The organism is Acetobacter senegalensis (assembly GCF_001499615.1).
Taxonomy (GTDB): Bacteria; Pseudomonadota; Alphaproteobacteria; order Acetobacterales; family Acetobacteraceae; genus Acetobacter; species Acetobacter senegalensis.
Genome location: NZ_LN606600.1, coordinates 3,709,332 through 3,733,651, shown reverse-complemented (window position 1 = coordinate 3,733,651; position 24,320 = coordinate 3,709,332). Strand labels below are relative to the sequence as shown.

The 24,320-nt window shown below is 53.9% G+C and carries 27 protein-coding genes; 8 read left to right on the top strand and 19 right to left on the bottom strand.

Going from position 1 to position 24,320, the window contains the following annotated elements; translation table 11 throughout:
- Positions 1 to 9: 9 nt before the first annotated feature.
- From ASN_RS17150 to ASN_RS17140, 3 genes are all read right to left on the bottom strand, one after another.
- Positions 10 to 762, bottom strand: coding sequence for a glycine betaine ABC transporter substrate-binding protein (locus tag ASN_RS17150; RefSeq protein WP_039903694.1), 753 nt, complete (start codon positions 760 to 762; stop codon positions 10 to 12).
- Between the two features lie 280 nt (positions 763 to 1,042).
- Positions 1,043 to 1,399 carry a hypothetical protein gene (locus tag ASN_RS17145; RefSeq protein WP_006557899.1) on the bottom strand — a complete coding sequence of 119 codons (357 nt, stop codon included), beginning with the start codon at positions 1,397 to 1,399 and terminating at the stop codon, positions 1,043 to 1,045.
- Positions 1,400 to 1,606: 207 nt separating this feature from the next.
- Complete coding sequence (locus tag ASN_RS17140; protein WP_006557898.1) at positions 1,607 to 2,668, bottom strand: lipid A deacylase LpxR family protein; 1,062 nt, start codon at positions 2,666 to 2,668, stop codon at positions 1,607 to 1,609.
- Positions 2,669 to 3,037: 369 nt separating this feature from the next.
- On the opposite strand from ASN_RS17140, the gene ASN_RS20450 reads away from it, so the two are divergent.
- Positions 3,038 to 3,745 (top strand): cold-shock protein, encoded by a 708-nt coding sequence (locus ASN_RS20450; RefSeq protein WP_081473529.1) that lies wholly within the window; start codon positions 3,038 to 3,040, stop codon positions 3,743 to 3,745.
- 95 nt (positions 3,746 to 3,840) lie between these two features.
- On the opposite strand, the gene smpB is transcribed toward ASN_RS20450, so the two are convergent.
- The 4 genes from smpB to ASN_RS17115 are packed head-to-tail and all read right to left on the bottom strand — an operon-like array spanning position 3,841 to position 6,878.
- Positions 3,841 to 4,338: an SsrA-binding protein SmpB gene (gene smpB / locus ASN_RS17130; protein WP_058988938.1), complete on the bottom strand. Its 498-nt coding sequence runs from the start codon at positions 4,336 to 4,338 to the stop codon at positions 3,841 to 3,843.
- Positions 4,338 to 5,228: a 4-hydroxy-tetrahydrodipicolinate synthase gene (gene dapA / locus ASN_RS17125; protein ID WP_058988937.1), complete on the bottom strand. Its 891-nt coding sequence runs from the start codon at positions 5,226 to 5,228 to the stop codon at positions 4,338 to 4,340. The genes smpB and dapA overlap by 1 nt, the downstream gene beginning before the upstream one ends.
- 10 nt (positions 5,229 to 5,238) lie before the next feature.
- Positions 5,239 to 6,135 carry a prephenate dehydratase gene (locus ASN_RS17120; RefSeq protein ID WP_058988936.1) on the bottom strand — a complete coding sequence of 299 codons (897 nt, stop codon included), beginning with the start codon at positions 6,133 to 6,135 and terminating at the stop codon, positions 5,239 to 5,241.
- Between the two features lie 8 nt (positions 6,136 to 6,143).
- Complete coding sequence (locus ASN_RS17115; RefSeq protein WP_058988935.1) at positions 6,144 to 6,878, bottom strand: 3-deoxy-manno-octulosonate cytidylyltransferase; 735 nt, start codon at positions 6,876 to 6,878, stop codon at positions 6,144 to 6,146.
- A gap of 150 nt (positions 6,879 to 7,028) precedes the next feature.
- On the opposite strand from ASN_RS17115, the gene ASN_RS17110 reads away from it, so the two are divergent.
- The 4 genes from ASN_RS17110 (at position 7,029) to ASN_RS17095 (ending at position 11,205) form a co-directional block, all read left to right on the top strand.
- Positions 7,029 to 7,514, top strand: a complete 486-nt coding sequence (locus ASN_RS17110) for a c-type cytochrome (RefSeq protein WP_058988934.1) — start codon at positions 7,029 to 7,031, stop codon at positions 7,512 to 7,514.
- A gap of 25 nt (positions 7,515 to 7,539) precedes the next feature.
- Entirely contained in the window at positions 7,540 to 8,334 is a 795-nt protein-coding gene (locus tag ASN_RS17105; protein WP_058988933.1) for an inositol monophosphatase family protein, read from the top strand.
- Between the two features lie 98 nt (positions 8,335 to 8,432).
- On the top strand, positions 8,433 to 9,686 hold the full coding sequence (serA, locus tag ASN_RS17100) for a phosphoglycerate dehydrogenase (RefSeq protein ID WP_058988932.1): 1,254 nt from the start codon (positions 8,433 to 8,435) through the stop codon (positions 9,684 to 9,686).
- 22 nt (positions 9,687 to 9,708) lie between these two features.
- Positions 9,709 to 11,205 (top strand): YifB family Mg chelatase-like AAA ATPase, encoded by a 1,497-nt coding sequence (locus ASN_RS17095; protein WP_058988931.1) that lies wholly within the window; start codon positions 9,709 to 9,711, stop codon positions 11,203 to 11,205.
- 219 nt (positions 11,206 to 11,424) lie between these two features.
- Here the strand turns inward: ASN_RS17095 and metC are convergent, their stop codons facing one another.
- A complete protein-coding gene (gene metC / locus ASN_RS17090) occupies positions 11,425 to 12,639 on the bottom strand; it encodes a cystathionine beta-lyase (RefSeq protein WP_058988930.1) in 1,215 nt (404 codons plus the stop codon).
- A gap of 4 nt (positions 12,640 to 12,643) precedes the next feature.
- Positions 12,644 to 13,486 (bottom strand): sulfurtransferase, encoded by an 843-nt coding sequence (locus ASN_RS17085; protein WP_082666754.1) that lies wholly within the window; start codon positions 13,484 to 13,486, stop codon positions 12,644 to 12,646.
- 281 nt (positions 13,487 to 13,767) lie between these two features.
- Between ASN_RS17085 and ASN_RS17080 the strand changes: the two genes are divergently transcribed.
- Positions 13,768 to 14,859 (top strand): AI-2E family transporter, encoded by a 1,092-nt coding sequence (locus ASN_RS17080; RefSeq protein ID WP_058988928.1) that lies wholly within the window; start codon positions 13,768 to 13,770, stop codon positions 14,857 to 14,859.
- Complete coding sequence (locus tag ASN_RS17075) at positions 14,856 to 15,563, top strand: endonuclease/exonuclease/phosphatase family protein (RefSeq protein WP_058988927.1); 708 nt, start codon at positions 14,856 to 14,858, stop codon at positions 15,561 to 15,563. The genes ASN_RS17080 and ASN_RS17075 overlap by 4 nt, the downstream gene beginning before the upstream one ends.
- On the opposite strand, the gene cls is transcribed toward ASN_RS17075, so the two are convergent.
- Positions 15,554 to 16,981, bottom strand: a complete 1,428-nt coding sequence (cls, locus tag ASN_RS17070) for a cardiolipin synthase (protein WP_039905144.1) — start codon at positions 16,979 to 16,981, stop codon at positions 15,554 to 15,556. The two genes, ASN_RS17075 and cls, sit on opposite strands and share 10 nt — an antisense overlap.
- A gap of 105 nt (positions 16,982 to 17,086) precedes the next feature.
- On the opposite strand from cls, the gene ASN_RS17065 reads away from it, so the two are divergent.
- A complete protein-coding gene (locus tag ASN_RS17065; protein WP_157765208.1) occupies positions 17,087 to 17,431 on the top strand; it encodes a YraN family protein in 345 nt (114 codons plus the stop codon).
- Between the two features lie 98 nt (positions 17,432 to 17,529).
- On the opposite strand, the gene ASN_RS17060 is transcribed toward ASN_RS17065, so the two are convergent.
- From ASN_RS17060 to purB, 9 genes are all read right to left on the bottom strand, one after another.
- On the bottom strand, positions 17,530 to 17,820 hold the full coding sequence (locus ASN_RS17060) for a hypothetical protein (protein ID WP_006559587.1): 291 nt from the start codon (positions 17,818 to 17,820) through the stop codon (positions 17,530 to 17,532).
- Positions 17,821 to 17,893: 73 nt separating this feature from the next.
- Complete coding sequence (gene grxD / locus ASN_RS17055; protein WP_006559586.1) at positions 17,894 to 18,232, bottom strand: Grx4 family monothiol glutaredoxin; 339 nt, start codon at positions 18,230 to 18,232, stop codon at positions 17,894 to 17,896.
- 38 nt (positions 18,233 to 18,270) lie between these two features.
- Positions 18,271 to 18,501, bottom strand: coding sequence for a BolA/IbaG family iron-sulfur metabolism protein (locus tag ASN_RS17050; protein ID WP_058988925.1), 231 nt, complete (start codon positions 18,499 to 18,501; stop codon positions 18,271 to 18,273).
- 24 nt (positions 18,502 to 18,525) lie between these two features.
- Complete coding sequence (purL, locus tag ASN_RS17045; protein ID WP_058988924.1) at positions 18,526 to 20,724, bottom strand: phosphoribosylformylglycinamidine synthase subunit PurL; 2,199 nt, start codon at positions 20,722 to 20,724, stop codon at positions 18,526 to 18,528.
- Positions 20,721 to 21,422, bottom strand: coding sequence for a phosphoribosylformylglycinamidine synthase subunit PurQ (gene purQ / locus ASN_RS17040; RefSeq protein ID WP_006559583.1), 702 nt, complete (start codon positions 21,420 to 21,422; stop codon positions 20,721 to 20,723). Before purQ ends, purL begins: the two co-directional genes overlap by 4 nt.
- Positions 21,419 to 21,790 (bottom strand): Rap1a/Tai family immunity protein, encoded by a 372-nt coding sequence (locus tag ASN_RS17035; protein WP_006559582.1) that lies wholly within the window; start codon positions 21,788 to 21,790, stop codon positions 21,419 to 21,421. The genes purQ and ASN_RS17035 overlap by 4 nt, the downstream gene beginning before the upstream one ends.
- Positions 21,787 to 22,029 carry a phosphoribosylformylglycinamidine synthase subunit PurS gene (gene purS, locus ASN_RS17030; protein WP_006559581.1) on the bottom strand — a complete coding sequence of 81 codons (243 nt, stop codon included), beginning with the start codon at positions 22,027 to 22,029 and terminating at the stop codon, positions 21,787 to 21,789. Before purS ends, ASN_RS17035 begins: the two co-directional genes overlap by 4 nt.
- 29 nt (positions 22,030 to 22,058) lie before the next feature.
- The gene (gene purC, locus ASN_RS17025) at positions 22,059 to 22,826 is read right to left on the bottom strand and encodes a phosphoribosylaminoimidazolesuccinocarboxamide synthase (RefSeq protein ID WP_039905147.1); all 768 of its coding nucleotides are present in this window, start codon (positions 22,824 to 22,826) and stop codon (positions 22,059 to 22,061) included.
- Positions 22,827 to 22,962: 136 nt separating this feature from the next.
- A complete protein-coding gene (gene purB, locus ASN_RS17020; RefSeq protein WP_058988923.1) occupies positions 22,963 to 24,312 on the bottom strand; it encodes an adenylosuccinate lyase in 1,350 nt (449 codons plus the stop codon).
- Between the last annotated feature and the right edge of the window lie 8 nt (positions 24,313 to 24,320).

The window sequence follows — 24,320 nt, the reverse complement described above, 5'->3', positions numbered from 1 at the left end:
CAGCCTCCTTTAGCGCGGAAGCAGTTTGCCCCGTTGCCAGGATTCCGCGGCTTCGTCAGCTGTCAGGCCTTCCGTGCGCATGGCGTAATCCATGGCGCTGATCACTTTGGCGCTCAGCATCAGTTCATCCAGTTCGTCCAGGAGGTCTCGGTCAAGTTCTTCTGCCAGGCCTGGGCGCAGAAGCATGCGCGCATCCATTTCTTTTCCCATTCCATTTTTAGGGTCGGTCAGGATGCGGAAGCCACCTTGGTGGAATAGAAAGCAGGGCTGCATCAAAGGCATAAGGATGCGTTCCTGTGTTCCCAGCTTATGGGAAAGCGAAGCCAATGCTTGCTCATCTTCCATAATCTCTGGCGCAAAACCCGCTTCCGCCAGAGCGTAAGCGCTGATCATATGCTCAACCTGCTGCTGCAAAGAGGCAGGCGTAATAATGGTTCGGGATAGGTCGTCCGGCGTAGTCTGAGCAACATGCTCAAGGGAGGTGATGGCTGTTTCTTCTTGCGAAATGCAGCAGCATGCCCCCGGATTGAACAGATGCCCTAACGGCGTTACGCCCGAGGTCAAAAGATCAGAATCCAGATCAGGCAGCCAAGCAGAGATGTAAAGATCCACCTCCCCATTGCTGAGCATCTGACCAAGTGCGGCTTTAGGCCCGACCACAATTTCTGGTTCAACGTCGTTTGCTTCGAGAACCCGGATGATTGCCGCCGCTGTCGCCTCATGGACTGTGCTATCAGGATGGGCGAGAGTAATGGTCGTCATATCATCTTCCTTCAGGTCGAGCACGCATGTCTTTCTCCTGCTCCTTGCAGCAGGAGAGACGCTAATGCGCAATCCCTGAAATGAAGTATCTGCCCCGTAAAGTGAGATAAGAGCAGAAAATGCACATTACACAGCGCCACTGAAAAGCTCGGAACGCCGATAATATAATATATGTGCAATAGGCCCGTGGAACTCATTGGAGTAAATACACGGGCATTCTCTTCTGGCAGCTACCGTAAAGGAAGTGCAGTGAGCGTGTTTTGTAACAAATGCGCTGCTATCAGGCTGCTACAATTTTTTCCGGACGGGGAAGAACCGGACGCACCATGTTGAGAGCGTCGGCAAAAGAACTGAATTGTCCAAGTTGATGCTCGCGAATGGCATCGACAACAATCCATCGGTTTCCCCGGGAAAAAACCTTGTATGCCGGATCTGGTGTTTCACGAACCCAGATAACCACATATTCAGATGAAAGGCCGGGCTGGCGCTGGGATGCGGAAAATACATCTGCATCACAAACGCCCATAGGGAGTCCGGCTTCAACCCAGCGGGAGAGATACTCCCGGTGCCGTGACAAAATTTCCATCTGAAACGGAATGATTTTACAGACGGACGGTGTTTCGTTCATGTGCAGCATCAGACTTTTCCATTCCCATCAAACACCAGAGGGCTTCTGGTATTGACTGTAAAATGGTCCTTTCTGTCACGCCAACATAAAACGAAGGGCAACGCCTCAGAATGAGGCAGAAAGTTCCTAAAGTTGCGCAAAAACCACAAAATCTAGTCAGATGCGAAAAATATCATCCTATTTTTTGAGCGATTGCTTATTTTTTAGGCTGATCGTTTAGAATTTGGCAGACACCATCAGAGAGCCGTAGTTAAAGAGGCCTGATTTTGCGCCATCAAACTGCTGAGTCTGCCAGACCTGACTGTAAGAAACACGCAGCCCATAAAACATGATGGCAAGCCCGGCGTGAATTTCTCCGACGTCCCATTTTTTGTTCACGTGCAGGGAATTGCTGCGCATTGTATTGCCTTGGAGAGTGGCATCGTAGCCGACAGCCTCCCCGGTTACGCCGCCGAAGAAATACCAGGCAAAGGGGCGTGTCGCTTTGTAGGCATCTGTTCCGTCCGTGCCTGACCCACCAATGGTCGGAATGCCAAAGTCACTATTAAGGCCCTGCCCTATCCGGATCATGTCGCCAATGCGCCCATAAATTTGATAGTCACCAATAGCGGCGTCGGCAGATGGTAGCATGTCCATTTCAATGCCGACTACCTTGACGAGCGGTAAGCGCCACGTCCGTCCGCCTTGCACCTGAAAAATAGGTTGGTTTTGGAGCTGGTGACTCCAGCCCTGGTTTTTTGTGTCGCCAATGGCGCCGTGAAAGCCATTCTGAAGCTGCCGCCCCAACCCTGCAGGTCCCATCACCCCGACCTGAATGCCGAATACGCTGCGGGACGTATCCGTATCACTAATAAGGTTAATGGTGCCCAACAGAACACTGGCATAAGGCCGGTCACGCAGAAGGCTGGTCTGTGCTTGCCCGGGTGCCCACGGGCTGGGCGACTGCGTATCGCGCGGCGTGAAGATCATCTGTTGCAGGCCCATGCTGATGCGCTGCACACCTTCCCCCCAGATAGCTTTGCTGATGGCGGCTATAGGGGTTGGGAGTGTGTCTGTGCCGGACGTCCAGTTCAACCGGAGACCACTAGTATAGTACTGGTCAGATGTAGATTTCAGGGTGGAAACAGCATCATTTTCCCCTTGAAGGGTCCATGTGCCCTGCTTGTCCTGTAGAGGAGTCGCTTCTGCTGTTGATAGGGAGCCGAGAGCGCCGCCTGCCAAAAGAAGTGTTGTGGCAGCTATATGCCGGACGCGGGGCAGTTTTACGACAGCAGACATATTTTTCCTCTCACTCTGCAGGCGCAGATGTAATCTTTATTTTCTTTAATTGATAGCGTCCCAACAAGAAACCCTGATTTCTCCGCGCATGGCACACATGAAGGGTGTCTGCGGAGCAGGCGTATTCATGCGGGTATCACAAAATTGTTATAGGTACGAAAAGGGATGAAACGCGCGCTCGTTTCATGCTTTCCTATAGCTACGCTACAGACGGTATGCTAGAAAAATACCGGGTGTGGTTGCAGTGCTTATGGAATGGGACAGGGTTTTGCTCGTTTGCGGGCATTGCGTCAACCAGTTCAGGCAATCTGCCCATTTTTCAATATCTGGAGAAGGCTTGGCTTTCTCCATGCTCCAGGATCAAGACCGTTGAGAAGTAACAGGACCGACCGCAGCTCTCGCTCTCCGCGCCGCGGCGGATTTGACGACGATTTTATGTCAACGCCTTCTTATGGCGAACGCCCCTCTTTTGGTGCAGACCGTGGTGGCTTCGCTCCGCGTAGACCCGCTGGTGGCGGTGCTGGTGGCCCGCAGGTTATCGCTTCCGGTCCGGAAATCGGAGCGACTGTCAAATGGTTCAACAGTGAAAAAGGCTACGGCTTTGTTGAACTGGCTGATGGTTCAGGCGATGTGTTCCTGCATGCCAACGCTCTTTCCCAGATTGGTCACGAAGGCGTAAGCCCGGGTGCGACGCTGGTTGTGCGTATTGGCCAGGGCCCTAAAGGTCGTCAGGTCGCGGAAGTGATCTCTGTTGACGAAAGCACGGCTCAGCCGGAACGTCCGCGTTCAGCAGGCGGTGGCTTTGGTGGCGCGCCTCGTAGCGGCGGTTTCGCTCGCGCTCCGCGCCCTGCTCCTGATATGTCTTTCGCAGAAGAAATTCGCGGGACTGTCAAATGGTACAATGCAACCAAGGGTTTTGGTTTCATCACGCCTGATGGTGGTGGCAAGGACATTTTTGTTCACGCTTCTGCTCTTGAGCGTTCCGGTCTTTCCAGCCTCAACGAAGGTCAGACGGCAAATGTGAAAGTGGTTCAGGGTCAGAAAGGCCCAGAAGCCGCTCAGATCGACCCGGCCTGATAATTTCTGTTTTGGCAGAAAACGAGAAACCCCGCTTTTAGCGGGGTTTTTTTGTATGAAGGTGGTGAGGAAAAATCGAAAAGGCAAAAGTGCGCTTAGTAGTCCCCTCGCCCTTTGTTGCGCATTAGGCGTGCTTTATCGCGTTGCCAGTCTCGTTCTGCGATGGCGTGGCGTTTATCGACATTCTTTTTCCCTTCCCCAAGGCCGAGCGTTACTTTGGCAACACCACGGTTGTTGAAATGGATGTCAAGTGGCACCAGAGTAGCTCCTTCCCGTGCAATAGCCCCAAGATATTTTTCGATCTGTTTCCGATGCATGAGGAGCTTGCGGGGGGCTCGTGTGTCAAATCGAGAAAGAACTCCCCCCTGATATTCAGGAATGTAACTGTTGAAGAGCCAGAGCTCACCATTACGTTCGCCTGCATAGGCTTCGGTAATCATGGCGCGGCCAAGACGCAGGCTTTTGACTTCCGCTCCTTTAAGAACAAGCCCTGCTTCAATGGTTTCCTTAATGGCGTAATTGAAGCGACCCTTGCGATTCTGGGCAGCAATACCATGGGATATCATGGTATTTTTGCGCGGTTTTTGAGCCATTAGTCGAGCAGCCCAACATCAACAAGCGCAGAGCGGACAAGCCGACGCGACGCTTCCGTCAAGGGGGCAAGCGGCAAGCGTGTGGTTTCTCCTGCCAGACCAAGCAGGCTGGCGGCATATTTTACCGGGCCAGGATTGCTTTCGCAGAAGAGAGCGTCATGCAGGGGAAGCAGTTTGTCCTGAGCCGCAATTGCATCAGCCGCACGCCCTTCCTGCCAAGCCTTCTGTACAGCAGCACATAGAGATGGGGCAACATTAGAGGTTACGCTGATGCAGCCATCTCCCCCCGCTCCCAGAAATGCAACTGCTGTGCCGTCTTCTCCAGAAAGCTGGTTGAACCGTTTGGTAATGGCGCGGCGCACTTGCAAGGGACGGAGCAGATTTGCGGTTGCGTCTTTCACGCCAATGATATTGGCATGTTTGGCGAGCCGAGCCATTGTGTCAACGTTGATGTCCACAACGGAGCGACCCGGAATATTATACAGCACCACAGGAATGGAAATGGCATCTGCAATGGCCATGAAATGGCGATAAAGCCCTTCCTGCGTGGGTTTGTTGTAATACGGCGTTACGACGAGAGCGGCTGCGGCCCCTGCCTGTTCTGCATGTTTTGCCAGATCAATTGCTTCAGACGTGCTGTTCGACCCTGCCCCTGCAATGACGGGTACACGACCGCCGGAAACCTTGATTGTCCGCTCAACCACAGCATGGTGTTCGGAGTGGGAGAGAGTCGGGCTTTCGCCTGTTGTGCCCATCGCGCAAAGCGCGGACGTACCTTCCTCTATCTGCCAGTTCACCAGATTTTCGAAAGATGTGAAATCCAGACTGCCATCGCGGTTCATAGGGGTAATGAGGGCGGTGATGGAGCCGGTAAACAATGTATCTGACATGGGCTGTCGTCTATCCTGCAATGGCGTCTGCGCATCCTGAAGACGGTTCTTCAGGGGGACGGCCTGACATTTGCCGCCGGAAGGGCGACTGCTTGTAAACACCAAGGATTTTGGCGTTTTCGGAGAAGAAATCAAGTTCAGCTAACGCTTTGCCAAGGGTGGCATCTTCAGGGTGGCCCTCCACATCCAACAGAAAGCGGGTCGCGGCAAAGCTACCGCCAGTCATGTAGCTTTCTAGCCGGGTCATGTTGACTCCACTGGTGGCAAACCCTCCCAGAACCTTGTAAAGCGCGCCCGGGATATTTTTGACGCTGAAAATGACCGTTGTCATATTGTCAGGCGTACCGGGTGACGGGCGCTGTTCGGAGCGGGATGCAATATAGAAGCGCGTTGTGTTGTGCTTTGCATCTTCAACGTTTCTCTGCAGAATTTGCAGCCCGTTCAATTGCCCCGCCAGTTCTGATGCGACCGCTGCTTCCTCGGGTTTTTTCCACAATGCGACCAACTCTGCCGCCCCGGCTGTGTCAAACTCAACGACAGGCGTGAAATTATGGGTTTTTAGCAGGGTGCTGATCTGGCCCATGGCAACAGGATGGGTGTGAACGCGTTTCACATCTTCAATGCGGGTTCCCGGCACACCAAGAAGGCAATGCTCCACGCGCTGGAAGTGCTCTCCCACAATATAGAGGCCTGAATTGGGCAGGAGCGAATGAATGTCCGGCACGCGGCCAGCCAGACTATTTTCGCACGCCAGCATGGCCAGTTCAGCGTCACCTTTGTGTACAGCCTCAATCGCTTCCGCAAATGTTTTGCACGGTAGCGTTTGCCAGCCGGGCTTGGCGGTGCGGCATGCCAGATCGGAATAGGCGCCGGGTCTGCCCTGAAAGGCGATAACCTTTTTGGTCATGTCTTTGATTATGCTCCGAAGGCCTGTCGGGCGCGTTCAAGGTCTGCTGGGGTATCTACGCCAAAGGGCGCTATGTCAATTTTCGCGCACCCGATACGCATCCCAGCTTCAAGTGCGCGAAGCTGTTCCAGCTTTTCACGCTTTTCCAACCCAGATTCTGGCAGGCTGACAAACCGCTGGAGAGCGTCACGGCGCCAGCCATAGACCCCAACATGATGCCAGAGCGGCCCTTCGCCCCATGGAAGAGGAAGGCGCGAAAAATATAATGCCGGGGCCGAAATGGCATCTACCGGGAAATCGCACGCGACCTTGACCACGGAAGATGCCAGTTTTTCTTCCTCTGACAGAACAGGAGCCACGAGGGTCGCGATATCGAACTCCGGCTTTTTCAATGGTTTCAGGATGGCCCTGAGAGAGGATGGCGGAAAAGTCGGCAAGTCACCTTGCAGGTTGATAATGAGATCATGCTTGCCGTGAGCATCAACCAGTTGGGCTGCCTCCCAAATCCTGTCTGAGCCAGACGGTAACGCAGGGTTGGTCAGAACAGCGTTTCCTCCAGCATCCTGCACAGCATCACAAATAGCCTGATCTGCGGCCGCGACGATCACTGGTCCGATGTCAGCGGCTAAAGCTGCTTCCATAACCCGCACGATCATGGGTTTGCCTGCAATATCAGCGAGCGGTTTGCCCGGCAGGCGGGTGGACGCAAGTCTTGCGGGAATAATAACAAGCGGAGAAACCATCAGCTTGCTCTGTCATTCGGCACGGAATATAGCCTTGGAAACATTGTGGAAACGGTGCTGCATATCCAGCACGGTGAGATGCTTCACACGAAGCGGCGCGTAGTTTAGGAAAGCCGCAGGCCAAACGCAACTGGAGGAAGCAGCGCCCAGATGGATAGCGTGTTTCTCAACAAGGCTGCCGCTGCCGGGTTGCTGAGTATTGCTGTGGCCTGGATCTGTAGCGCGGTAGCCTCAGGCTTTGTGCCAGCCAATGTCCCTGTCAAGCCAGCCTTTTCCGTACCGGGCGCGGAAAATGTGTCTATCGCACCTTACATGGCGCATGCTGATGCTGACCGTGGTGAAGAACTTGCGCGTCAGATCTGTTCAAGTTGTCACGCGCTTGTCAGTGCGGCCGCTGATGGTGTGGGTCCCAACCTTGCTAGTGTTGCGGGTAGACCAATAGCGACTGCTGCGGGATATGCGTATTCGTCCGCGCTTCTTGCGCAGAAAGAGCATGTCTGGTCGGATCAGGCCCTGTCAGACTGGTTGACTTCCCCTGCCCGCTTTGCTCCCGGAACCCGGATGTCGTTTGTCGGGATCTCATCACCGGAGCAACGTGCGGATATCATAGCCTATCTGCACAGATTGGCTGAATAGATCATTCCTTTCTTCAAGGCTTCCCATGACCGTAGATGATCTGACCCCTTTTCTGAATGTTGCTACCATGATGGCCGATGCGGCGCGATGCGTGGTGCGTCCTTGGTTTCGTTCTTCTCTGGCTGTGATTGATAAAGCGGACCAAAGCCCGGTGACGCTGGCAGATCGGACTGCGGAACGCGTGATGCGGGCTATTCTGGCGGAACGTCTGCCTGACCATGGCGTATTTGGAGAAGAATTCGGGCTGGAAAATGAAAGTGCTTCTTACAGATGGCTGCTTGACCCTGTGGATGGCACGCGTTCGTTCGTGACGGGTCGGCCGATGTTCGGAACGCTGATTGCTCTTCTGAAAGACGGGGTGCCGGTGTTGGGTATGATCGACCAACCGGTCACTCAGGAGCGATGGATTGGGCTGGCAGGGCAGCCGACGCGTTTTATTTCCCCTCTCGGAGGGCAGGCAGGTACCCGTGCCTGTAAAGAACTGGCTCAGGCAGAACTGTCATGCACGTCTCCTGAAATGCTGGAAAGCGCCCCGCATGACGGATGGAAGACCCTTAAAAAACGGGTCAAACGCATGACATGGGGAGGAGACTGCTATGCATATGGTCTTCTGGCGTTGGGGCAGATTGATATCATAGCTGAATGTGACATGAACCCATGGGACTGGGCAGCACTGGTGCCCATAGTTGAGGGCGCGGGCGGCAGAATAACGGCGTGGAACGGTTCTCCTTTGCATGCTGATGGGGACAGGACCGTTTTGGCTGTGGGAGACATTTCCCTTCATGCCGAGGCCGTTCGGGCACTCGCGCCCAGTCCGTGAAGGTCAGGGTTAACTGAAGTTATATGCCGCAGGATCTATGAATTTGCCGCAATTTGCGATAGGCCTGCGCATCGGCACAACAGGTATGGTTATTCCGCATGAGCACGCAACTGTCCCTTCCCAAGGACAAGATCCGCATTCTGCTGCTTGAGGGCATTCACGACAGTGCCGTCGCATTGCTCAAAGCCAGTGGGTATGAGAACGTCACGCGCCACAAAGGCGCGCTTGAGGGCGATGCCCTGAAAAAGGCATTGGAAGGTGTGCATATTGTTGGCATCCGTTCACGCACACAGTTGACCAAAGAGGTCATAGAAGGTGCAGATCGGCTGGTTGCCATCGGGTGTTTTTGCATCGGCACCAATCAGGTTGACCTTGATACGGCCCGCATGAACGGTATTCCCGTTTTCAACGCACCGTATAGCAACACGCGGTCTGTAGCCGAACTGGTCATGGGCGAGATTGTCATGCTCATGCGCCGCATTTTTCCACGTTCTACCGAATGCCATGTTGGTACATGGAAGAAATCTGCCAGCAATAGCTGGGAAGTAAGAGGCAAGACACTCGGTATTGTTGGTTATGGCTCCATCGGGTCACAGCTTTCCGTTCTGGCGGAAGCCTTCGGTATGCGTGTGATCTATTTTGATGTGGTCGATAAGCTTGGCCATGGCAATGCGGGATCTGTAGACACGTTGGAAGAACTGCTGGCTGAAAGTGATGTTGTCAGCCTGCATGTGCCGCAACTGCCGTCCACCAAAAACCTGATGGGTGCAGATCAGATCCGAGCCATGAAAAAAGGCTCTTTCCTGATCAATAACGCTCGCGGGAACGTTGTGGATCTTGATGCTCTGGCCGAGGCGCTCAAGGACGGTCATCTGCTGGGTGCCGCTATTGATGTGTATCCCAAGGAGCCAAAAGGTCCGAATGATCGCCTTGAAACCCCTCTTCAGGGCGTGGATAACGTGATCCTTACCCCTCACATCGGGGGTTCCACAGCCGAGGCTCAGGAACGGATTGGCGTGGAAGTGGCGCGCAAGCTTGTTGAGTATTCTGATGTCGGCTCGACGTTTGGGGCGGTGAATTTCCCAGGCGTGCAGTTGCCGCAGAGCCCACGCGGAACGCGGTTTATGCATGTGCACCATAACGTGCCGGGCATGATGATGCGCCTGAATGAAATTTTCTTGCGCGAAACCTGCAACGTTACAGCTCAGTTCCTCCAGACTGACGGAGAAATCGGGTATGTGGTGGTTGAGGCGGACACTGGGAAAAATACCGATCTTGATGATCGGATTTTGAAGGCCTTGCGTGAACTTGAAGGCACAATTCGTGCGCGTTTGATCTACAAAGGCGCGTGAGTTCGGTGTTGAGAGTGCGGGAATGATCAACTCCCGCATTCGGAGTTTTGCTTTTTCAGGCATAGAGGCGCGACCCGTCTGGGTTGAAGTCCAGATCTCCTCTGGATTGCCTGCTTTTCTGATTGTGGGGTTACCTGACAAGGCTGTTGGAGAGGCTCGGGAGCGTGTCCGTGCCTCTTTTACATCTATCGGCCTCGCCCTGCCCGCCAAGCGGATTGTGGTAAATCTTGTCCCGGCGGATATTCCCAAAGAAGGGTCACATTTTGATCTCCCTATAGCGCTTGCTCTCTTGAGTGCGATGGAGGTCATACCGTTTGAAGACGTTACCCGCTTTGCTGCGCTGGGAGAATTGTCTCTCGATGGTTCTCTTAATCCTGTAGCGGGTGTGCTTTCTGCCTCCATTGAGGCAGCGTCCATGGAATTAGGGCTTGTGTGCCCTGCCTCTCAGGCTCAGGAAGCTCTTTGTGGCGGCGATATCGCCGTACTTGCTTCCCCAGATCTGCTTAGTCTGATCAATCATTTCAATGGGTTGCAGGTTCTTACGCCACCAGTATTGGCGATTAAACAGCTTGGTCTAGAAGAAACCGTTCCTGATCTGGCAGATATCAAGGGGATGGAAACGGGTCGCCGGGCGCTGGAAATTGCAGCGGCGGGGGGCCATTCCCTTCTTTTATCGGGACCACCGGGTGCAGGAAAATCCATGTTGGCTGCGCGGCTGCCCGGTTTGTTGCCTGATTTGACACCACAGGAAAGCCTGGAAGTCTCACGTATATATAGTGCGGCGGGATTGTTGAAAGATGGTCGGCCTCTCCGTCGGCCGCCTTATCGGGACCCTCATCATTCCGCCAGTCAACCCGCCTTGATTGGCGGCGGAGCGCGAGCCAGACCGGGAGAAATCAGTCTCGCTGACCATGGCGTGCTGTTTTTGGATGAATTGCCTGAATTCTCGCGGGCGGCTCTTGAGGCGTTGCGTCAACCTCTGGAAACAGGTCGTGTCAGTATTGCCCGTGCGGCTGCCCATGTTACCTACCCTGCCCGCTTCCAGCTTATCGCGGCCATGAATCCCTGCCGTTGCGGATATTTGGGAGATGCCGAGCGGGAATGCCGCAAAGCGCCTCGGTGTGGAGAAGATTACGTTGCCCGCCTATCTGGGCCGCTGCTGGATCGGATTGATCTGCATGTTGCCATGCAGCCATTTACGCCCTTGGATTATATGACTCAGCAGGCTGGTGAACGTAGCGCTACTGTGGCGGTACGCGTGAACATGGCGCGTGAATTGCAGTATGCCCGCCAGAGTGGCCGCAAGAATGCCAACGCGGTGTTGGAGGCTCTTTGTCTTTCTACGTCGGCGCAGGCCATGGCCCAAAAGATATCGGCGCGGTTTCGCTTTTCAGCGCGGGGTTATACCCGTCTCTTGCGTGTGGCACGGACAATTGCAGATCTTGCGGGCGAAAAAGAAATCCAGCCTGCTCATGTGGCGGAAGCGGCAACCTTTCGGCTTCGTGCCGGGCTGGATTGATCTGTTATCGGTTGCCGGCAAACTATTTTTTCAAAGTGTCGCGGAGTAGCTAAATCTCATATGCCGTCTAAAAAGGCAGTCCGGTCGGGCTGGCTCTTATTTTCGGGATTGAAGGTATTGTAATTTCATCCCGGCGAGCGGATAGCCAGCTTTCCATTCTGCCTTTTCAGACTCAAAAAATCTTGATTCTCTTCAATCTACTGATTTTTCAGATGCCTTTTAACGAGGGTTTTTAAGAACCTCAAAGGCTTGAGCCAGATCATCCTGCAGATCTGTGGGGCTCTCCAGCCCAATTTGTAAGCGGAATGAAGGACCTTGAGGGGTGTCCGCTACGGGATGCTTCCGAATAATGCCGCCGGATGTCGGCAGAACCAGACTTTCGTAACCACCCCAGGATGCTCCGATGCCGAACATTTTGAGGGAATTAACCATGGTTTCCATGGCGCTTTGGCTTATGTCTGAACTGAGGACGACACCGAACAGGCTACCTGCCCCGGTGAAGTCACGTTTCCAGATCTCGTGGCCGGGGCAGTCAGGGAGAGCGGGGTGCAGAACACGCGCGACTTCGGGACGAGTTTTTAACCATTGAGCAATCTGGAAGGCGACACGGGATTGTTGTGCCAGCCTAACCCCCATGGTGCGTAAACCGCGCAATGTCAGCCAGCAATCGTCAGGGCTTGCAAGCTGCCCGAGCTGAATGGCGGCATCCCGGAGGATGTGCCAGTCTTCCTCCGTATTGACAGTAACCGCTCCTGCAATGACATCGGAGTGGCCGGAGGGATATTTCGTCAAAGCCTGGATGGAGATATCCACTCCGTGCTTGAAGGGCGAAAAGATGCCCAACCCCCAGGTGTTATCAAGCATGAGCTTAGCCTGCCCTGCATGGGCGATGGTGGCCAACATGGAGATATCCTGCACTTCAAACGTGTGGCTACCAGGACTTTCAGCAAACAGAACGCGTGTGTTGGGTTGCATCAGACCCTGAAGCGTTTCTGCATTTGCGCAGGGTGGATAATAGGTGGTGGTAACACCAAAACGCTTGAGGAGTGTTTCAGCAAAACGCCGGGTGGGGCCATACACGCTATCAGGTAAAAGACAGTGATCGCCTGTTTTCAGAAACGCCAGTAGCGGGGTTGTGCACGCGGCTAAGCCGGAACTGACGATCTGACAATCGGTGCCGCCTTCTAGAGAGGCAATAACTTTCTCAAGCTCATGTTGCACAGGTGTGCCCATGGCACCGTAAATATATTCGTGATCATAGCGCCGGTGTCCCTGCTTGTTCATGGCATCCAGAGAGGGAAACAGAACGGTGGACCCGCGCGTCAAAGGCAGGTTGACAGGTGATCCTTCCTCCCTTTGCGCTGGGCGGCCCTGACGTGTGAGCGCGGAAGAGAGTTTTTCCCATCCTTCACTAACCTGAAACTCTGAAGCCATACTCTTATGCATCCTTTGTTACGGGTGCATCTGGCGTTGCACCCCATTCTGCCCATGATCCATCATACAATGCGCTGTCAGGAAAACCGGCCCTGCATAGGCCCACGTTGAGCACGCTTGCTGTCATGCCAGAGCCGCATGTTGTAACGGCGGCTTGATCTTCCGGTATGCCTGCTTCCAGAAAAATTTGTCGGAGAGTTTGGGGCGGAAGAAAGCATCCTTTGTCATCAAGCATCCGCTTGAACGGGATGTTCAGAGCCCCAGGCATATGGCCGGAGGCCAGCCCTGGTCTTGGTTCGGGAACGCGGCCATAGAAACGGTCAGCGGAACGGGCGTCAAGAATACGCGGCGTATCCGTTTGCACGTATTCCAGCATGTCTCCCAGCCCTTTCAGACGCTCGTAGTGTGGGCGGGGCTGGTAAGTTTCGGCCGAAACTGGCTTTGCTGGTCCTTGCTCGACAGGCAAATTATGGCGTTGCCATTCGGGCAGGCCGCCATCAAGAACATAGGCAAATTCATGCCCAAATAAGCGTGCTAGCCACCAGGCCCGACAGGCAGAGGCGATGTTGCCCTGATCGTAAAAAACAACTCTATCCGTATTTTTTACGCCCAGACGGCCAAACAACTTACCAAACCGTGCTGGCGTGGGAACAGTATGAGGTTGAGTGCTCTCCGGATCAGAAAACTCATCACCATCAAAATACTGGCTGCCAGGAATATGGGCCTGCTCAAAGCGTGCATATGGGTTGAAGGTGTCACCAGGAAGAAGGGCTGTCGCATCAAAGATGCGAAGTTCTCCTGTGGGCAATGTTTCGTACAGTTCTTTTACGGAGAGTAGAGGAAACATCAGCCGTTCTCATCCCATCGCTGCATCATGTTGGCTGGAAGTGTAACGCATGATCAGGCGGATGCGTAAAGTCGGATCATCGGAAACAGGAGCGTAAAGTGTTTCCAGCGTTTTGTGGCGTAATATTCGTTGTCTTCCTGCGCGCGAGATTTTTAGGAGACAGGTGCCAGGACGCTACCGGAAAAAGTGGATGATGATGCATGCCGCACCTCTAACATATCTGATCTGGGATGAGCATAAAAGGGCCAGACAGAAGGCGCTTTCCGTGTTTTACTCGTCGGATGATCAACGGGTCAGGCATAACAATCGAACGTATCATGCTCGGGCTGCTTCTTGGCGGTATTGCCTATGGCTGTGTGATCGTTCTGGCTCCTTTTTCCTCCGCCCTGCTTTGGGCTGCGGTGCTCACGTATGCCACGTGGCCTGTCTTTCAATATCTCCGGCGCCGCATGCAACCTCTTGCGGCCAGCATGACCATGGCGGGCCTCTGCACCTTCTGCTTTGTTCTGCCCTTGGCGCTTCTGGCGTCCGCAACGGTTTCTGCGGGACCGCGGTGGGCCTATCGGCTGAATGCGCTGTTCAGTGTGCCCCATGAGTTGCCACCGCCTCCCCAGTGGCTCGTCAAACTTCCCATGTTTGGGCAGGAGTTGGCAGTAAAATGGGAGCATCTGGCCCATAATGTCGATCATATTGGCGCAGAACTGCGTCCGTATGCAGGAGACATTGTGCAGTCTCTTCTGGTGCTGCTCATGCAGGTTGCCAATGGTGCTCTGCATTTGGTGATGGCCCTGTTTATCGCGTTCTTTTTCTGGCTGAGTGGGCCTTCTCTGGCTGATACACTGACTGCTGTTGTCACACGCGTGGCGGGACCTCACGCGGGGCGGCATCTGCACATTATCGGCGGGACTGTTCGTGGTACTGTTTATGGTATTTTAGGAACCGCCATTATTCAGGGGTTGTTGACCGGCTTGGGGTTCTGGTTCGCTCATCTTTCCGAGCCCGTCATGTTCGGGGTGATAGCGTCTTTTCTGGCTGTATTGCCTGTCGGGGCACCATTGGTATGGGTGCCTGCAGGCTTGTGGCTTATGGCGGATCACCATTTATGGCGCGGGATTCTGCTGCTTCTGTATGGCGTCATTTTTATTTCTGGCGCGGATCACATTATCCGCCCCCTCTTTATTGCACGGGGCACCAAGCTTCCTTATCTCCTTACTGTGTTGGGTGTAATAGGCGGGGTTCTGGCTTTTGGCGGGTTGGGGATATTTCTTGGCCCTATTCTGCTGGCTGTCGGTTTCACTCTTACTGTCGAATTTGCAGGGCGGGAGCAGACCCCGCTTCTGCCGTCTGATGATAAAAGGAGCATGCCTTTATGAGGCGTCAATTTCTTCGTCTCATTGAGGGCAGACCTCGCCAGCAAGTCCGTTCTGCCCTGAATTTTGTCGATGGTGAGAGCACTAAGATCATCAGTTGGAACTTGCTCCGCAGAACCGGGGCAACAGTGCATGATGTGGTGGCTCTGATAGAAACAGAGCAGCCAGACATTCTGCTGATGCAGGAAGCAACTGATGAGATTGATATGCTTCCTGATATCATGGGCGGATATTACGCACGCGCCCCTTTACCGGGCCGAATTCACGGGGTGGCATGCTGGAGCAGTAAACCGTTTGCCAGGCCCCCTCGTGCCTGCACCATTCCCTCAGGGGCCGTGGTGAAGCGTCATGCTCAGATTATCGATTACGGCCCCTTTTCTCTGGCTAACGTTCATCTCTCTCATGGCCAGATGTTGAACCGGCGGCAGTTGCGACGTATTGCTGCGCTTATGCCGCCTCCCTGCGCTATTTTGGGAGACTTCAACCTGCTTGGCCCAACTTTGGTGCCCGGATTTCACGATGTAGGGCCCAAAGCCCCAACACATAAAATGGTTGATCTTCTACCAATTCGTATTGATCGTTGTCTGGTGGATGGGATGACGTGCCTTAACGCCCGTGTTCTGCCCGTCTTCGCCTCAGATCATCGGCCAATAGCTGTGCGGCTGAAGCCGCTTATAAGCGCTCTTGCCAAGGCCTCTCACAGGTAAGGCATAAACAACCTGGCGGCAGCGTCTCTGATCTTGGTCAGCTTGTGACGTTTATCCAGATCATGGTGAGTCAGACGCTGATTGCGGTGCCGGATCATGAAATCGTCCAGTATGCCTGCCAGCGTGACATCATATGTTTCCATATTGATTTCAAAATTGAGCCGCAGGCTGCGGATATCCAGGTTTGAACTGCCAACGCAAGACCACGCGCGGTCTACCACCATCAGTTTGGAGTGATTGAAGGGCGGATTAACAAGCCAGACCCGAACACCTGCATCCAGAAGTGGGGAGATGTTTGCTGAGCACGCCCAGTCCAGCGGTGGGTGGTTACTTTTGCGTGGAATAATGACATCCACCTGCACACCCCGTAGTGCGGCCAGTGCCAGTTCTGACAGCAGGCGTGACCCAGGTAAAAAATAGGGGGTCATAACTCTTACCTGTTTGCGGGCGAGCGTGATGGCCTGCAACATGGTATATTCTATTTTCTCAAGGTCCGTATCCGGCCCGGCGGTGACAATGCGCGCTATGGATTCCCCTTCCCCCTCGTGCTCCAAAAAATAGATATCGCCTTCCAGTTCTTCCTGCGTGGCAAAATACCAGTCCCAGGCCATGGCTTCAGCCAATTGGCGGACAACTGGTCCTTCAAGCTTGAAGTGAGTGTCGGAAACGGGATTTTTGGGTTTTCGTAAAATGAGGTTTTCATCGGCAATATTCAAACCGCCCATGAACCCGATTTTACAGTCCACAACCAGAATTTTACGATGGTTGCGCAGGTTGAGAAACGGCATGCGCCAAGGCAGCATGGAGTGCATGAACCGTGCACAGGGTATGCCCAATTTTTTCAGGTGGCGATAAACCCCCGAAATAAAATAGCCACTTCCAATCCCATCTACGAGGACGCGTACCTGCACGCCGCGTTTTTGAGCAGCAGCCAGTTTTTCAATAAATTGGCCACCAATTGTATCGTTTCGAAAAATATACGAGCAGAGTAAGATGCTTTTTTCTGCGCCATCAATGGCAGCAAGCATGTGCGGGTAAGCGCCATCTCCATCATGCAGGCAGGAAATGCAATTTCCACCCACAAGCGGGCGGCTGGTCAGTTTGCTCACCATGAGCGCCAGCGGTGCAAACTGCCCGTCCAGTTCTCTATTCCATGACGAGTTCTGAATGGCCTGAAAGCGATGGGTAGAGCGGCCGCTTACCAGTTTTTTAGCCAGTCTGCGCACGCGGTTGATACCGAACATGAGGTATAAAATAGTACCGAGCGCAGGCATCATGACACAGGTGCCAATCCAGCCTATTGCAGAAGATGTATTCCGTTTTGTAAGCAGAATATGGAGGGAAACCGAGGTAACCAGAACAAAACGTATGACTGTTACTGTCAGCAAAGGTAAATGCGGCAGAATATCAAACGGCATGATCTGGGGTAAATCCTTGCAAAGGATGATGCGGTGCGCACAGTAACTTACAAAAAGCCCCCACAACAGGGGCAGGCTTCATCTGTTCGCAAGATGCGGGGCTATGTGGCTTATAATGATGGTCTTTCTGCTGAAGAAACTGTCAAGGCCTTTTGCATTCAGCAAGGATGGATCATTTTAGGGCAAAGAGCAAAAACGCCACGTGGCGAAATAGATATCGTCATGCGCAAGGGTGCGATGATCTGTTTTGTGGAAGTAAAGAAACGTAAAACACAGAGAGACGCAGCCGAATGTCTTCTTCCGGCTCAACAGGGAAGACTGTTTCGCGCGGCAGAATGCCTGCTCGCTTATCATCCGGAATGGCATTATGAGGAATTGAGATTTGACCTCATTACCGTGGACGAGAAAAATGAGGTAGTCTGGATAAAAGATATTATCCGGCAGATGTAGAAGCAATCTGCCTTATGCGCGTTTTAGAATAGAATGTCGTAAGGAAGTCTTCTCTTTTTTATGCGTCATAAAAGAGAAGAGACTTCTTGATGACTGTTTCAGGTGCGATGCCGACGAGCAGCGTGCGCAGCATGTTTGGGATGATAGGATACCAGACGAACCATGTTGTGGCTGGAAGCGTGATGGTTGCTGGCAACCTGATGTACGGTGTGGCTCGTACGGCGCACATGAACCACAGGCGGCGGGGCTGTCAGGGAAGCAAAAGTCAGTTTGCTTGCTTCAAGATCTGAAATAATACGTTCTGCATGTGCAGAAGAACTGACAGCAGCAAAGCCAGCACTCAGGCCAACAAACGCAAAGGCACAACGCACAAACGGAAGACGCATCATCAAAAAAGCTTCCTCACCTCATCAAACTCTTGGGCAGACTACACAGCTACCCAAAGAGCTGACAACTTAAAAATCAGGATTCAGCGTTACAGGCGATATTTTTTTCCTTGAGGAGAGCCTGAAGCTCACCAGACTGGAACATTTCCATAACGATATCGCACCCGCCGATAAACTCCCCTTTGACATAAAGCTGGGGGATGGTCGGCCAGTTGGAGAAATCCTTGATGCCCTGACGAATGGCCGGGTCAGCCAGCACATTGATGGCCTTGAAGGGCACACCAAGGTGAGAAAGGATCTGTACAACACGCGCAGAGAACCCGCACTGCGGGAAATCGGCGTCCCCTTTCATGAACAGTACGACCGGGTTGGTGTCGATTTCGTTCTGAATATGCTGTTTGACTGTTTCAGACATGATTGACGTCCTTGGATGAGAAAAAAGATACCGTTGTGTCAGGGGGCAGAGGTCTGAAGGGCCAGCGCATGCAGTTTGCCCCCCATGTGACCTTGCAACGCCTGATAGACAAGTTGGTGCTGCTTTACGCGGGAGAGCCCCTTGAACGCTTCACTGATAACGGAGCAGGCATAGTGATCACCGTCTCCAGCCAGATCATCAATCTTGATCTGAGCATCCGGAAAAGCCTGACGGATGTAAGTTTCAAGTTCTGTGGCAGACATTGCCATTGGTAACACTCCTAAGCAGTCTCTTCAGCGTTCCATCAGAGCCGGAAAAAAGGCTTCATGCGCAACGGCAAGGCGAGCAGCAGATATTGTGACGCCACTCGGTAAAATCAAATCACTTCCACCTGCCCGACCGATCAGCCTGGCTGGCACGCCAGCTTTTTCAGCTCGGGCGCAGAAATCTTCGGCGTCACTAACGCAAACCAGATAACGCGCCTGATCTTCACCAAACCAGAAGGCTTCCGGCCGGATGCCAGAGTCAGGGCTTTCCAGCTCACACCCAATGCGGCTGGCCATAACCATTTCAGCTACGCCAACCAGAATGCCGCCATCAGCAAGGTCATGACAGGCTGAGATCGTGCCATTCAGGATTTCCGCACGGACGAAATCGCCGTTACGTTTTTCTGCCGCCAGATCGACTCGAGGAGGTGGTCCTTCCTCACGGCCCAGAATTTCACGCAGCCAAATGGATTGCCCCAGTTCGCCCCGTGTTTCCCCCACCAGAACCACTGCGGCTCCGTCTGTCATGCCTAGGCCAATGGCCTTGGAGACATCCTCCAGTACACCCAGTGCTCCGATTGCCGGCGTTGGAAGAATGGACATGGTTGAGCCATCAGGCTGACGGGTCTCATTATAAAGGGAGACGTTGCCGCTGACGACCGGGAAATCAAGTGCCCGACAGGCCTCCCCCATTCCTTCGATAGCCGCAACAAACTGGCCCATGATTTCTGGTTTTTCCGGATTGCCAAAATTCAGGTTGTCCGTGACTGCCAGAGGACGAGCACCGGTGGCAGTAATGTTGCGCCACGCTTCTGCTACAGCCTGTGCACCACCCGTTTTGGGATCAGCCTGACAATACCGGGGTGTGCAGTCCGTTGTCAGTGCGAGCCCGAGTGTGGTGTCTTCTATCTTGACAATCGCTGCATCAGCGGCGCCGGGGCGGCGGACCGTTTGTCCCCCAACGGTGCTGTCATACTGGTTCCATACCCATGCACGGGAAGCGAGATCAGGTGAACCGACCAGCCGTAGCAGCATGGCGTCCAGAGAGAGTGGCGCATGAACGCCTTCAAGAGGAGCCGGTGCTACGGGTGTCGTGGCAGGGCGATCATAGATCGGCGCTTGCTCGGCCAATGGATCAAGCGGAATGTCCGCTTCCACCGCACCTTTATGCTTGACGACAATATGGCCGGTATCAGTCAAATGACCGATGACGGCAAAATCCAGTTCCCATTTTTCAAAGATTTTGCGCGCAATTTCCGTGCGGTCAGGACGCAGGACAATCAGCATACGTTCCTGGCTTTCAGACAGCATCATTTCATAGGCTGTCATGCCCGGTTCACGCTGAGGTACGGCATCAAGGTCCAGTTCAATGCCGACACCGCCCTTTCCTGCCATTTCGACGGAAGAAGACGTCAGCCCTGCCGCGCCCATGTCCTGAATGGCCACAATGGCGTCAGTCGCCATCAGTTCCAGGCAGGCTTCAATCAGCAGCTTTTCAATGAAAGGGTCACCCACCTGCACTGTGGGGCGTTTGGCGAGCGCATTTTCATCAAATTCTGCGGAAGACATGGTGGCGCCATGAATGCCGTCTCGTCCGGTGCGGGAGCCGACATACACAACCGGATTTCCAACACCTGCTGCAGCAGAGAGGAAAATGCGATCCTTGCGGGCAATGCCCACGGTCATGGCGTTTACAAGCGGGTTGCCATCATAGGCGGGATGAAAGTTGATTTCCCCCCCTACAGTCGGGACACCCACGCAGTTACCGTATCCGCCAATACCCCGTACCACACCATCAATAATCTGGCGGGTTCTTGGCGTTTCCGGACTACCAAAGCGCAGCGCGTTCAGATTGGCGACTGGACGTGCGCCCATGGTGAAGACATCTCGCAGAATGCCCCCAACCCCTGTTGCAGCCCCCTGATAAGGCTCAATGAAAGAGGGATGGTTGTGGCTTTCCATTTTGAAGATGGCGGCATAGCCTTCTCCAATATCGACCACACCAGCATTTTCACCTGGGCCATGGATGACCCAAGGGGCTGTTGTCGGCAGGGTCCGGAGCCACTTACGTGATGATTTGTAAGAGCAGTGTTCGGACCACATGACGGAGAACACGCCCAGTTCTGTCAGGCTGGGCGTGCGGCCCATAATCTTGAGAACACGGTCATATTCTTCAGGTGTCAGCCCAAATTCCTGAGCCAGAGAAAGATCGACGGTCTTTTTCACCGGACAAAAGCCTCCACCAGACCTTCAAACAGCGGCAGACCATCTTCTCCACCCATAAGGGGATCAACAAGGTCTTCCGGATGAGGCATCATGCCGCAGATGCGTGTATTCGTGCTCAGGATACCGGCAATGCTGTTCACGCTACCATTCGGGTTGGTTTCAGTATCATTGGCTTGTACCGAGCCATTGGCTCCGGCATACCGGAATGCAACCAGCCCTTCACCTTCCAGACGATCCAGCGTCTGGCTGTCAGCAGTGTAGTTTCCATCACCATGCGCCAGAGGCGTGCGGAAAACATCCCCCTTTTCCCATTTGTGGGTGAAGGGTGTATCGGCACGTTCAACTCGGAGATGGCAGTCCTGAGACAGGAAACGCAAATTGGCGTTACGCAGCAAAGCACCGGGAAGCAGGCCCGTTTCCGTTAGAATCTGGAAACCATTGCAGACGCCTAGAATGTGCCCGCCCTTTTCAGCGAAGGCCCGGATTTCAGCCATGATGGGGGAATGTGCGGCCATGGCCCCGCAGCGCAGGTAATCACCGTAGCTGAAGCCACCGGGTAGAACCACCAGATCAACATCAGGCAGTACGGTATCCCGATGCCACAGCATAGTGGGGGCTTTGCCGGTTACACGCTTGAGCGCGATTGCCATATCGCGCTCACGGTTGGTGCCGGGAAAAACGACAATCGCAGATTTCATTTTTTTACGCTACACGGATAGGAGTCATGCAGGGCGCGGAAGACACTTTCCCCCACCGGCTTGGACAGGCTATCAGAATGAGCTTTCAGCCAGCCCATAACCTTGGACCGCATGGATGCTGCGTTTTCTGAAGGAGGGATACAGAACCCTGCCGGAGCCGAGGCATCTCCTTCATTACGGTCATTGATCTTGGAGAGAGCGCCTGCATCTGCCATGCCTGTGATGTAGGCATCGCACACGCTGGCACCAGCGGGTTTGGCGCACACGCGGGCAAAATTGCCAGCCTGCATGGGGGAAATACGCTGGGCGTGTCCCGTAACAGGAGCGAGACAGGCCCCGGCAAGTGCAATCAGAACAAGGCGTTTCATCCAAGCACCTCCACCGTGAAATCTTCAATCACCAGATTAGCCAGCAGATCACGTGCCATGTCTTCCGCCTGCTTCTGGACGGCGGCGCGATCTGTGCCAGCCACATCCAGATCAATAATCTTGCCTACGTGAACGTCTGTCACGCCGGGAAAGCCAAGTGTCTGCAAGGCATGGCTGATGGCTTTTCCCTGAGGGTCCAGCACACCTTCCTTCAGCATGACGGTTACACGCACTTTCATTGATAGAGCCCCTGTTCTTGTCGGCATGATTATTGCAGTGTCTCCGTGCCCTTCAGATCACCGTTATTGCCAGCTTCGGGCAGAATACCCAGACGGCGGGCAACTTCCTGATAAGCTTCCTTAACGCTGCCGAGGTCACGACGGAAACGGTCTTTGTCGAGTTTCTCGCTGGTCTGGATATCCCATAGGCGGCAATTGTCGGGCGAAATTTCATCTGCCAGCACAATGCTCATGTCATCGCCTTCCCAGTGGCGTCCAAACTCAAGTTTGAAGTCCACAAGCTGAATGCCGATCCCATTGAACAAACCGCACAGGAAGTCATTCACCCGCATGGCCATGCCGGTCATTTCTTCCAGCTCATGCGGAGCCGCCCATCCAAAGGCGATAATATGGTCTTCTGACGCCATAGGGTCGCCCAGCGCATCATTCTTGAAATAGAATTCTATGATGCTACGCGGCAGACGCGTGCCTTCCTCAATACCAAACCGCTTCGCTATGCTGCCTGCTGCGATATTGCGAACAACCACTTCCAGAGGAATGATCTCAACTTCCTTCACCAATTGCTCGCGCATGTTGATGCGACGGATGAAGTGAGTGGGAATACCAATTTCCTGCAACCGCAGCATCAGATGTTCGCTGATACGGTTGTTGAGCACGCCTTTCCCGGTAATGATTCCACTTTTGGCCCCGTTGCCGGCAGTGGCGTCATCCTTGAAATACTGCACAACGGTGCCGGGCTCGGGCCCTTCGAAAAGGATTTTGGCTTTACCTTCGTAAAGCTGGCGGCGACGGGCCATGGTCATCCTTACCTGTATGTCACTAGAAACCGATCCCTGATAACCGGTCTGGCGGAAGGGCTGATCCATGCCCTCCCCTGTTCAGACGCCGTCATAGCAGGCTTCGGAAATTGAAGATATAGTCGCGCACCCAGCCTTACTGAGCGGGTCCCGGCTCACCGAACACTTTTTCATAAAGGGCATCGATCGCTTTGAGGTGCTGACGACTATCCATTGCGGCATCCAGTAAATCTGGTGCAATCCGACCGGAAATTTCAGGGTCAGCATCCAGATTTTCGCGGAATGTCCGGCATTCTGGCGTCCCGAGCTTGGTCCAGGTCGCCATGGCATTACGTTGCACGATGCGATATGCATCCTCCCGAGAGAGGCCTGCACGGGCGAGTGCCAGCAACACTTCACCAGAGTGCACAACACCACCAAGGCTCTCAATATTGGCAGCCATGCGGTCTGGGTAAATCAACAGCTTGCTGATTAGACCAGAAAGGCGGGCCAGCGCAAAGTCCAGCCCAATGGTGGCATCCGGACAGATGTTCCGCTCAACCGATGAGTGGCTGATGTCGCGTTCATGCCATAGCGCCACGTTTTCAAGTGCCGGGATGGCGGCAGACCGGACAAGGCGAGCCAGCCCCGTCAGGTTTTCGGTCAGGACAGGATTCCGCTTGTGCGGCATGGCAGAAGAGCCTTTCTGCCCCGGATGGAAGAACTCTTCCGCCTCGCGTACTTCTGAGCGCTGTAAATGTCTGACTTCTGTTGCCAGGCGTTCAATGCCGCTGGCGATCACGGCCAGAGTGCAGAAATAGGCTGCATGGCGGTCCCGCGGAATAACCTGGGTGGAAACAGGTTCTGGTTTCAGACCAAGGCGTTCGGCAACATAGCTTTCAACACGCGGGTCCAAGTGGGCATAAGTGCCAACAGCACCGGAAATGGCACAGGTTGCAATTTCCGCGCGGGCGCTTTCAAGGCGAGCTTTGTTGCGTACGAATTCGGCATAATGCCCTGCCAGCTTGAGCCCGAAGGATGTGGGTTCAGCGTGGATGCCATGGCTGCGACCGATGGTCAGAGTGTATTTATGTTCGAACGCCCGTGCTTTCAGCGCGGTCAGAACGTCATCCAGATCCTTCAGGAGCAAGTCTGTGGCCTGAACAAGCTGAACTGCCAGACAGGTATCCAGCACGTCCGAAGATGTCATGCCCAGATGCACGAAGCGGCTTTCCGGACCAACTTTTTCAGCAAGCCATGTCAAAAAGGCAATCACATCGTGCCGGGTTTCGGCTTCAATCTCATCAATGCGGGCCAGATCGGCATCAGAGAAGGCAGCGAGGGCCGCATCGCCTTTTTCGCGCACCACTTTTGCGGCTTCCTTCGGAACAGCGCCGTATTCCGCCATGGCTTCACAGGCCAGTGCTTCAATCTTAAACCAGATACGGTAGCGATTTTCAGGTGACCAGATAGCGGCCATGACAGGGCGGGTGTAGCGCGGCACCATAACGCGGT

Bases quoted from the DNA above. Each gene is read 5' to 3' on its own strand.
- ASN_RS17110 (WP_058988934.1), top strand. From the start codon at position 7,029: ATGGATAGCGTGTTTCTCAACAAGGCTGCCGCTGCCGGGTTGCTGAGT.
- cls (WP_039905144.1), bottom strand. From the start codon at position 16,981: ATGCCGTTTGATATTCTGCCGCATTTACCTTTGCTGACAGTAACAGTC.
- purC (WP_039905147.1), bottom strand. From the start codon at position 22,826: ATGGCCCGTCGCCGCCAGCTTTACGAAGGTAAAGCCAAAATCCTTTTC.
- ASN_RS17035 (WP_006559582.1), bottom strand. From the start codon at position 21,790: ATGAAACGCCTTGTTCTGATTGCACTTGCCGGGGCCTGTCTCGCTCCT.
- ASN_RS17150 (WP_039903694.1), bottom strand. From the start codon at position 762: ATGACGACCATTACTCTCGCCCATCCTGATAGCACAGTCCATGAGGCG.
- ASN_RS17050 (WP_058988925.1), bottom strand. From the start codon at position 18,501: ATGGCAATGTCTGCCACAGAACTTGAAACTTACATCCGTCAGGCTTTT.
- purQ (WP_006559583.1), bottom strand. From the start codon at position 21,422: ATGAAATCTGCGATTGTCGTTTTTCCCGGCACCAACCGTGAGCGCGAT.
- purS (WP_006559581.1), bottom strand. From the start codon at position 22,029: ATGAAAGTGCGTGTAACCGTCATGCTGAAGGAAGGTGTGCTGGACCCT.
- ASN_RS17115 (WP_058988935.1), bottom strand. From the start codon at position 6,878: ATGGTTTCTCCGCTTGTTATTATTCCCGCAAGACTTGCGTCCACCCGC.
- ASN_RS17085 (WP_082666754.1), bottom strand. From the start codon at position 13,486: ATGTTTCCTCTACTCTCCGTAAAAGAACTGTACGAAACATTGCCCACA.
- grxD (WP_006559586.1), bottom strand. From the start codon at position 18,232: ATGTCTGAAACAGTCAAACAGCATATTCAGAACGAAATCGACACCAAC.
- ASN_RS17075 (WP_058988927.1), top strand. From the start codon at position 14,856: ATGAGGCGTCAATTTCTTCGTCTCATTGAGGGCAGACCTCGCCAGCAA.
- ASN_RS17145 (WP_006557899.1), bottom strand. From the start codon at position 1,399: ATGCTGCACATGAACGAAACACCGTCCGTCTGTAAAATCATTCCGTTT.
- purB (WP_058988923.1), bottom strand. From the start codon at position 24,312: ATGGTGCCGCGCTACACCCGCCCTGTCATGGCCGCTATCTGGTCACCT.
- ASN_RS17060 (WP_006559587.1), bottom strand. From the start codon at position 17,820: ATGATGCGTCTTCCGTTTGTGCGTTGTGCCTTTGCGTTTGTTGGCCTG.
- ASN_RS17080 (WP_058988928.1), top strand. From the start codon at position 13,768: ATGATCAACGGGTCAGGCATAACAATCGAACGTATCATGCTCGGGCTG.
- ASN_RS17105 (WP_058988933.1), top strand. From the start codon at position 7,540: ATGACCGTAGATGATCTGACCCCTTTTCTGAATGTTGCTACCATGATG.
- dapA (WP_058988937.1), bottom strand. From the start codon at position 5,228: ATGTCAGATACATTGTTTACCGGCTCCATCACCGCCCTCATTACCCCT.
- smpB (WP_058988938.1), bottom strand. From the start codon at position 4,338: ATGGCTCAAAAACCGCGCAAAAATACCATGATATCCCATGGTATTGCT.
- ASN_RS17095 (WP_058988931.1), top strand. From the start codon at position 9,709: ATGATCAACTCCCGCATTCGGAGTTTTGCTTTTTCAGGCATAGAGGCG.
- metC (WP_058988930.1), bottom strand. From the start codon at position 12,639: ATGGCTTCAGAGTTTCAGGTTAGTGAAGGATGGGAAAAACTCTCTTCC.
- serA (WP_058988932.1), top strand. From the start codon at position 8,433: ATGAGCACGCAACTGTCCCTTCCCAAGGACAAGATCCGCATTCTGCTG.
- ASN_RS17120 (WP_058988936.1), bottom strand. From the start codon at position 6,135: ATGACCAAAAAGGTTATCGCCTTTCAGGGCAGACCCGGCGCCTATTCC.
- ASN_RS17140 (WP_006557898.1), bottom strand. From the start codon at position 2,668: ATGTCTGCTGTCGTAAAACTGCCCCGCGTCCGGCATATAGCTGCCACA.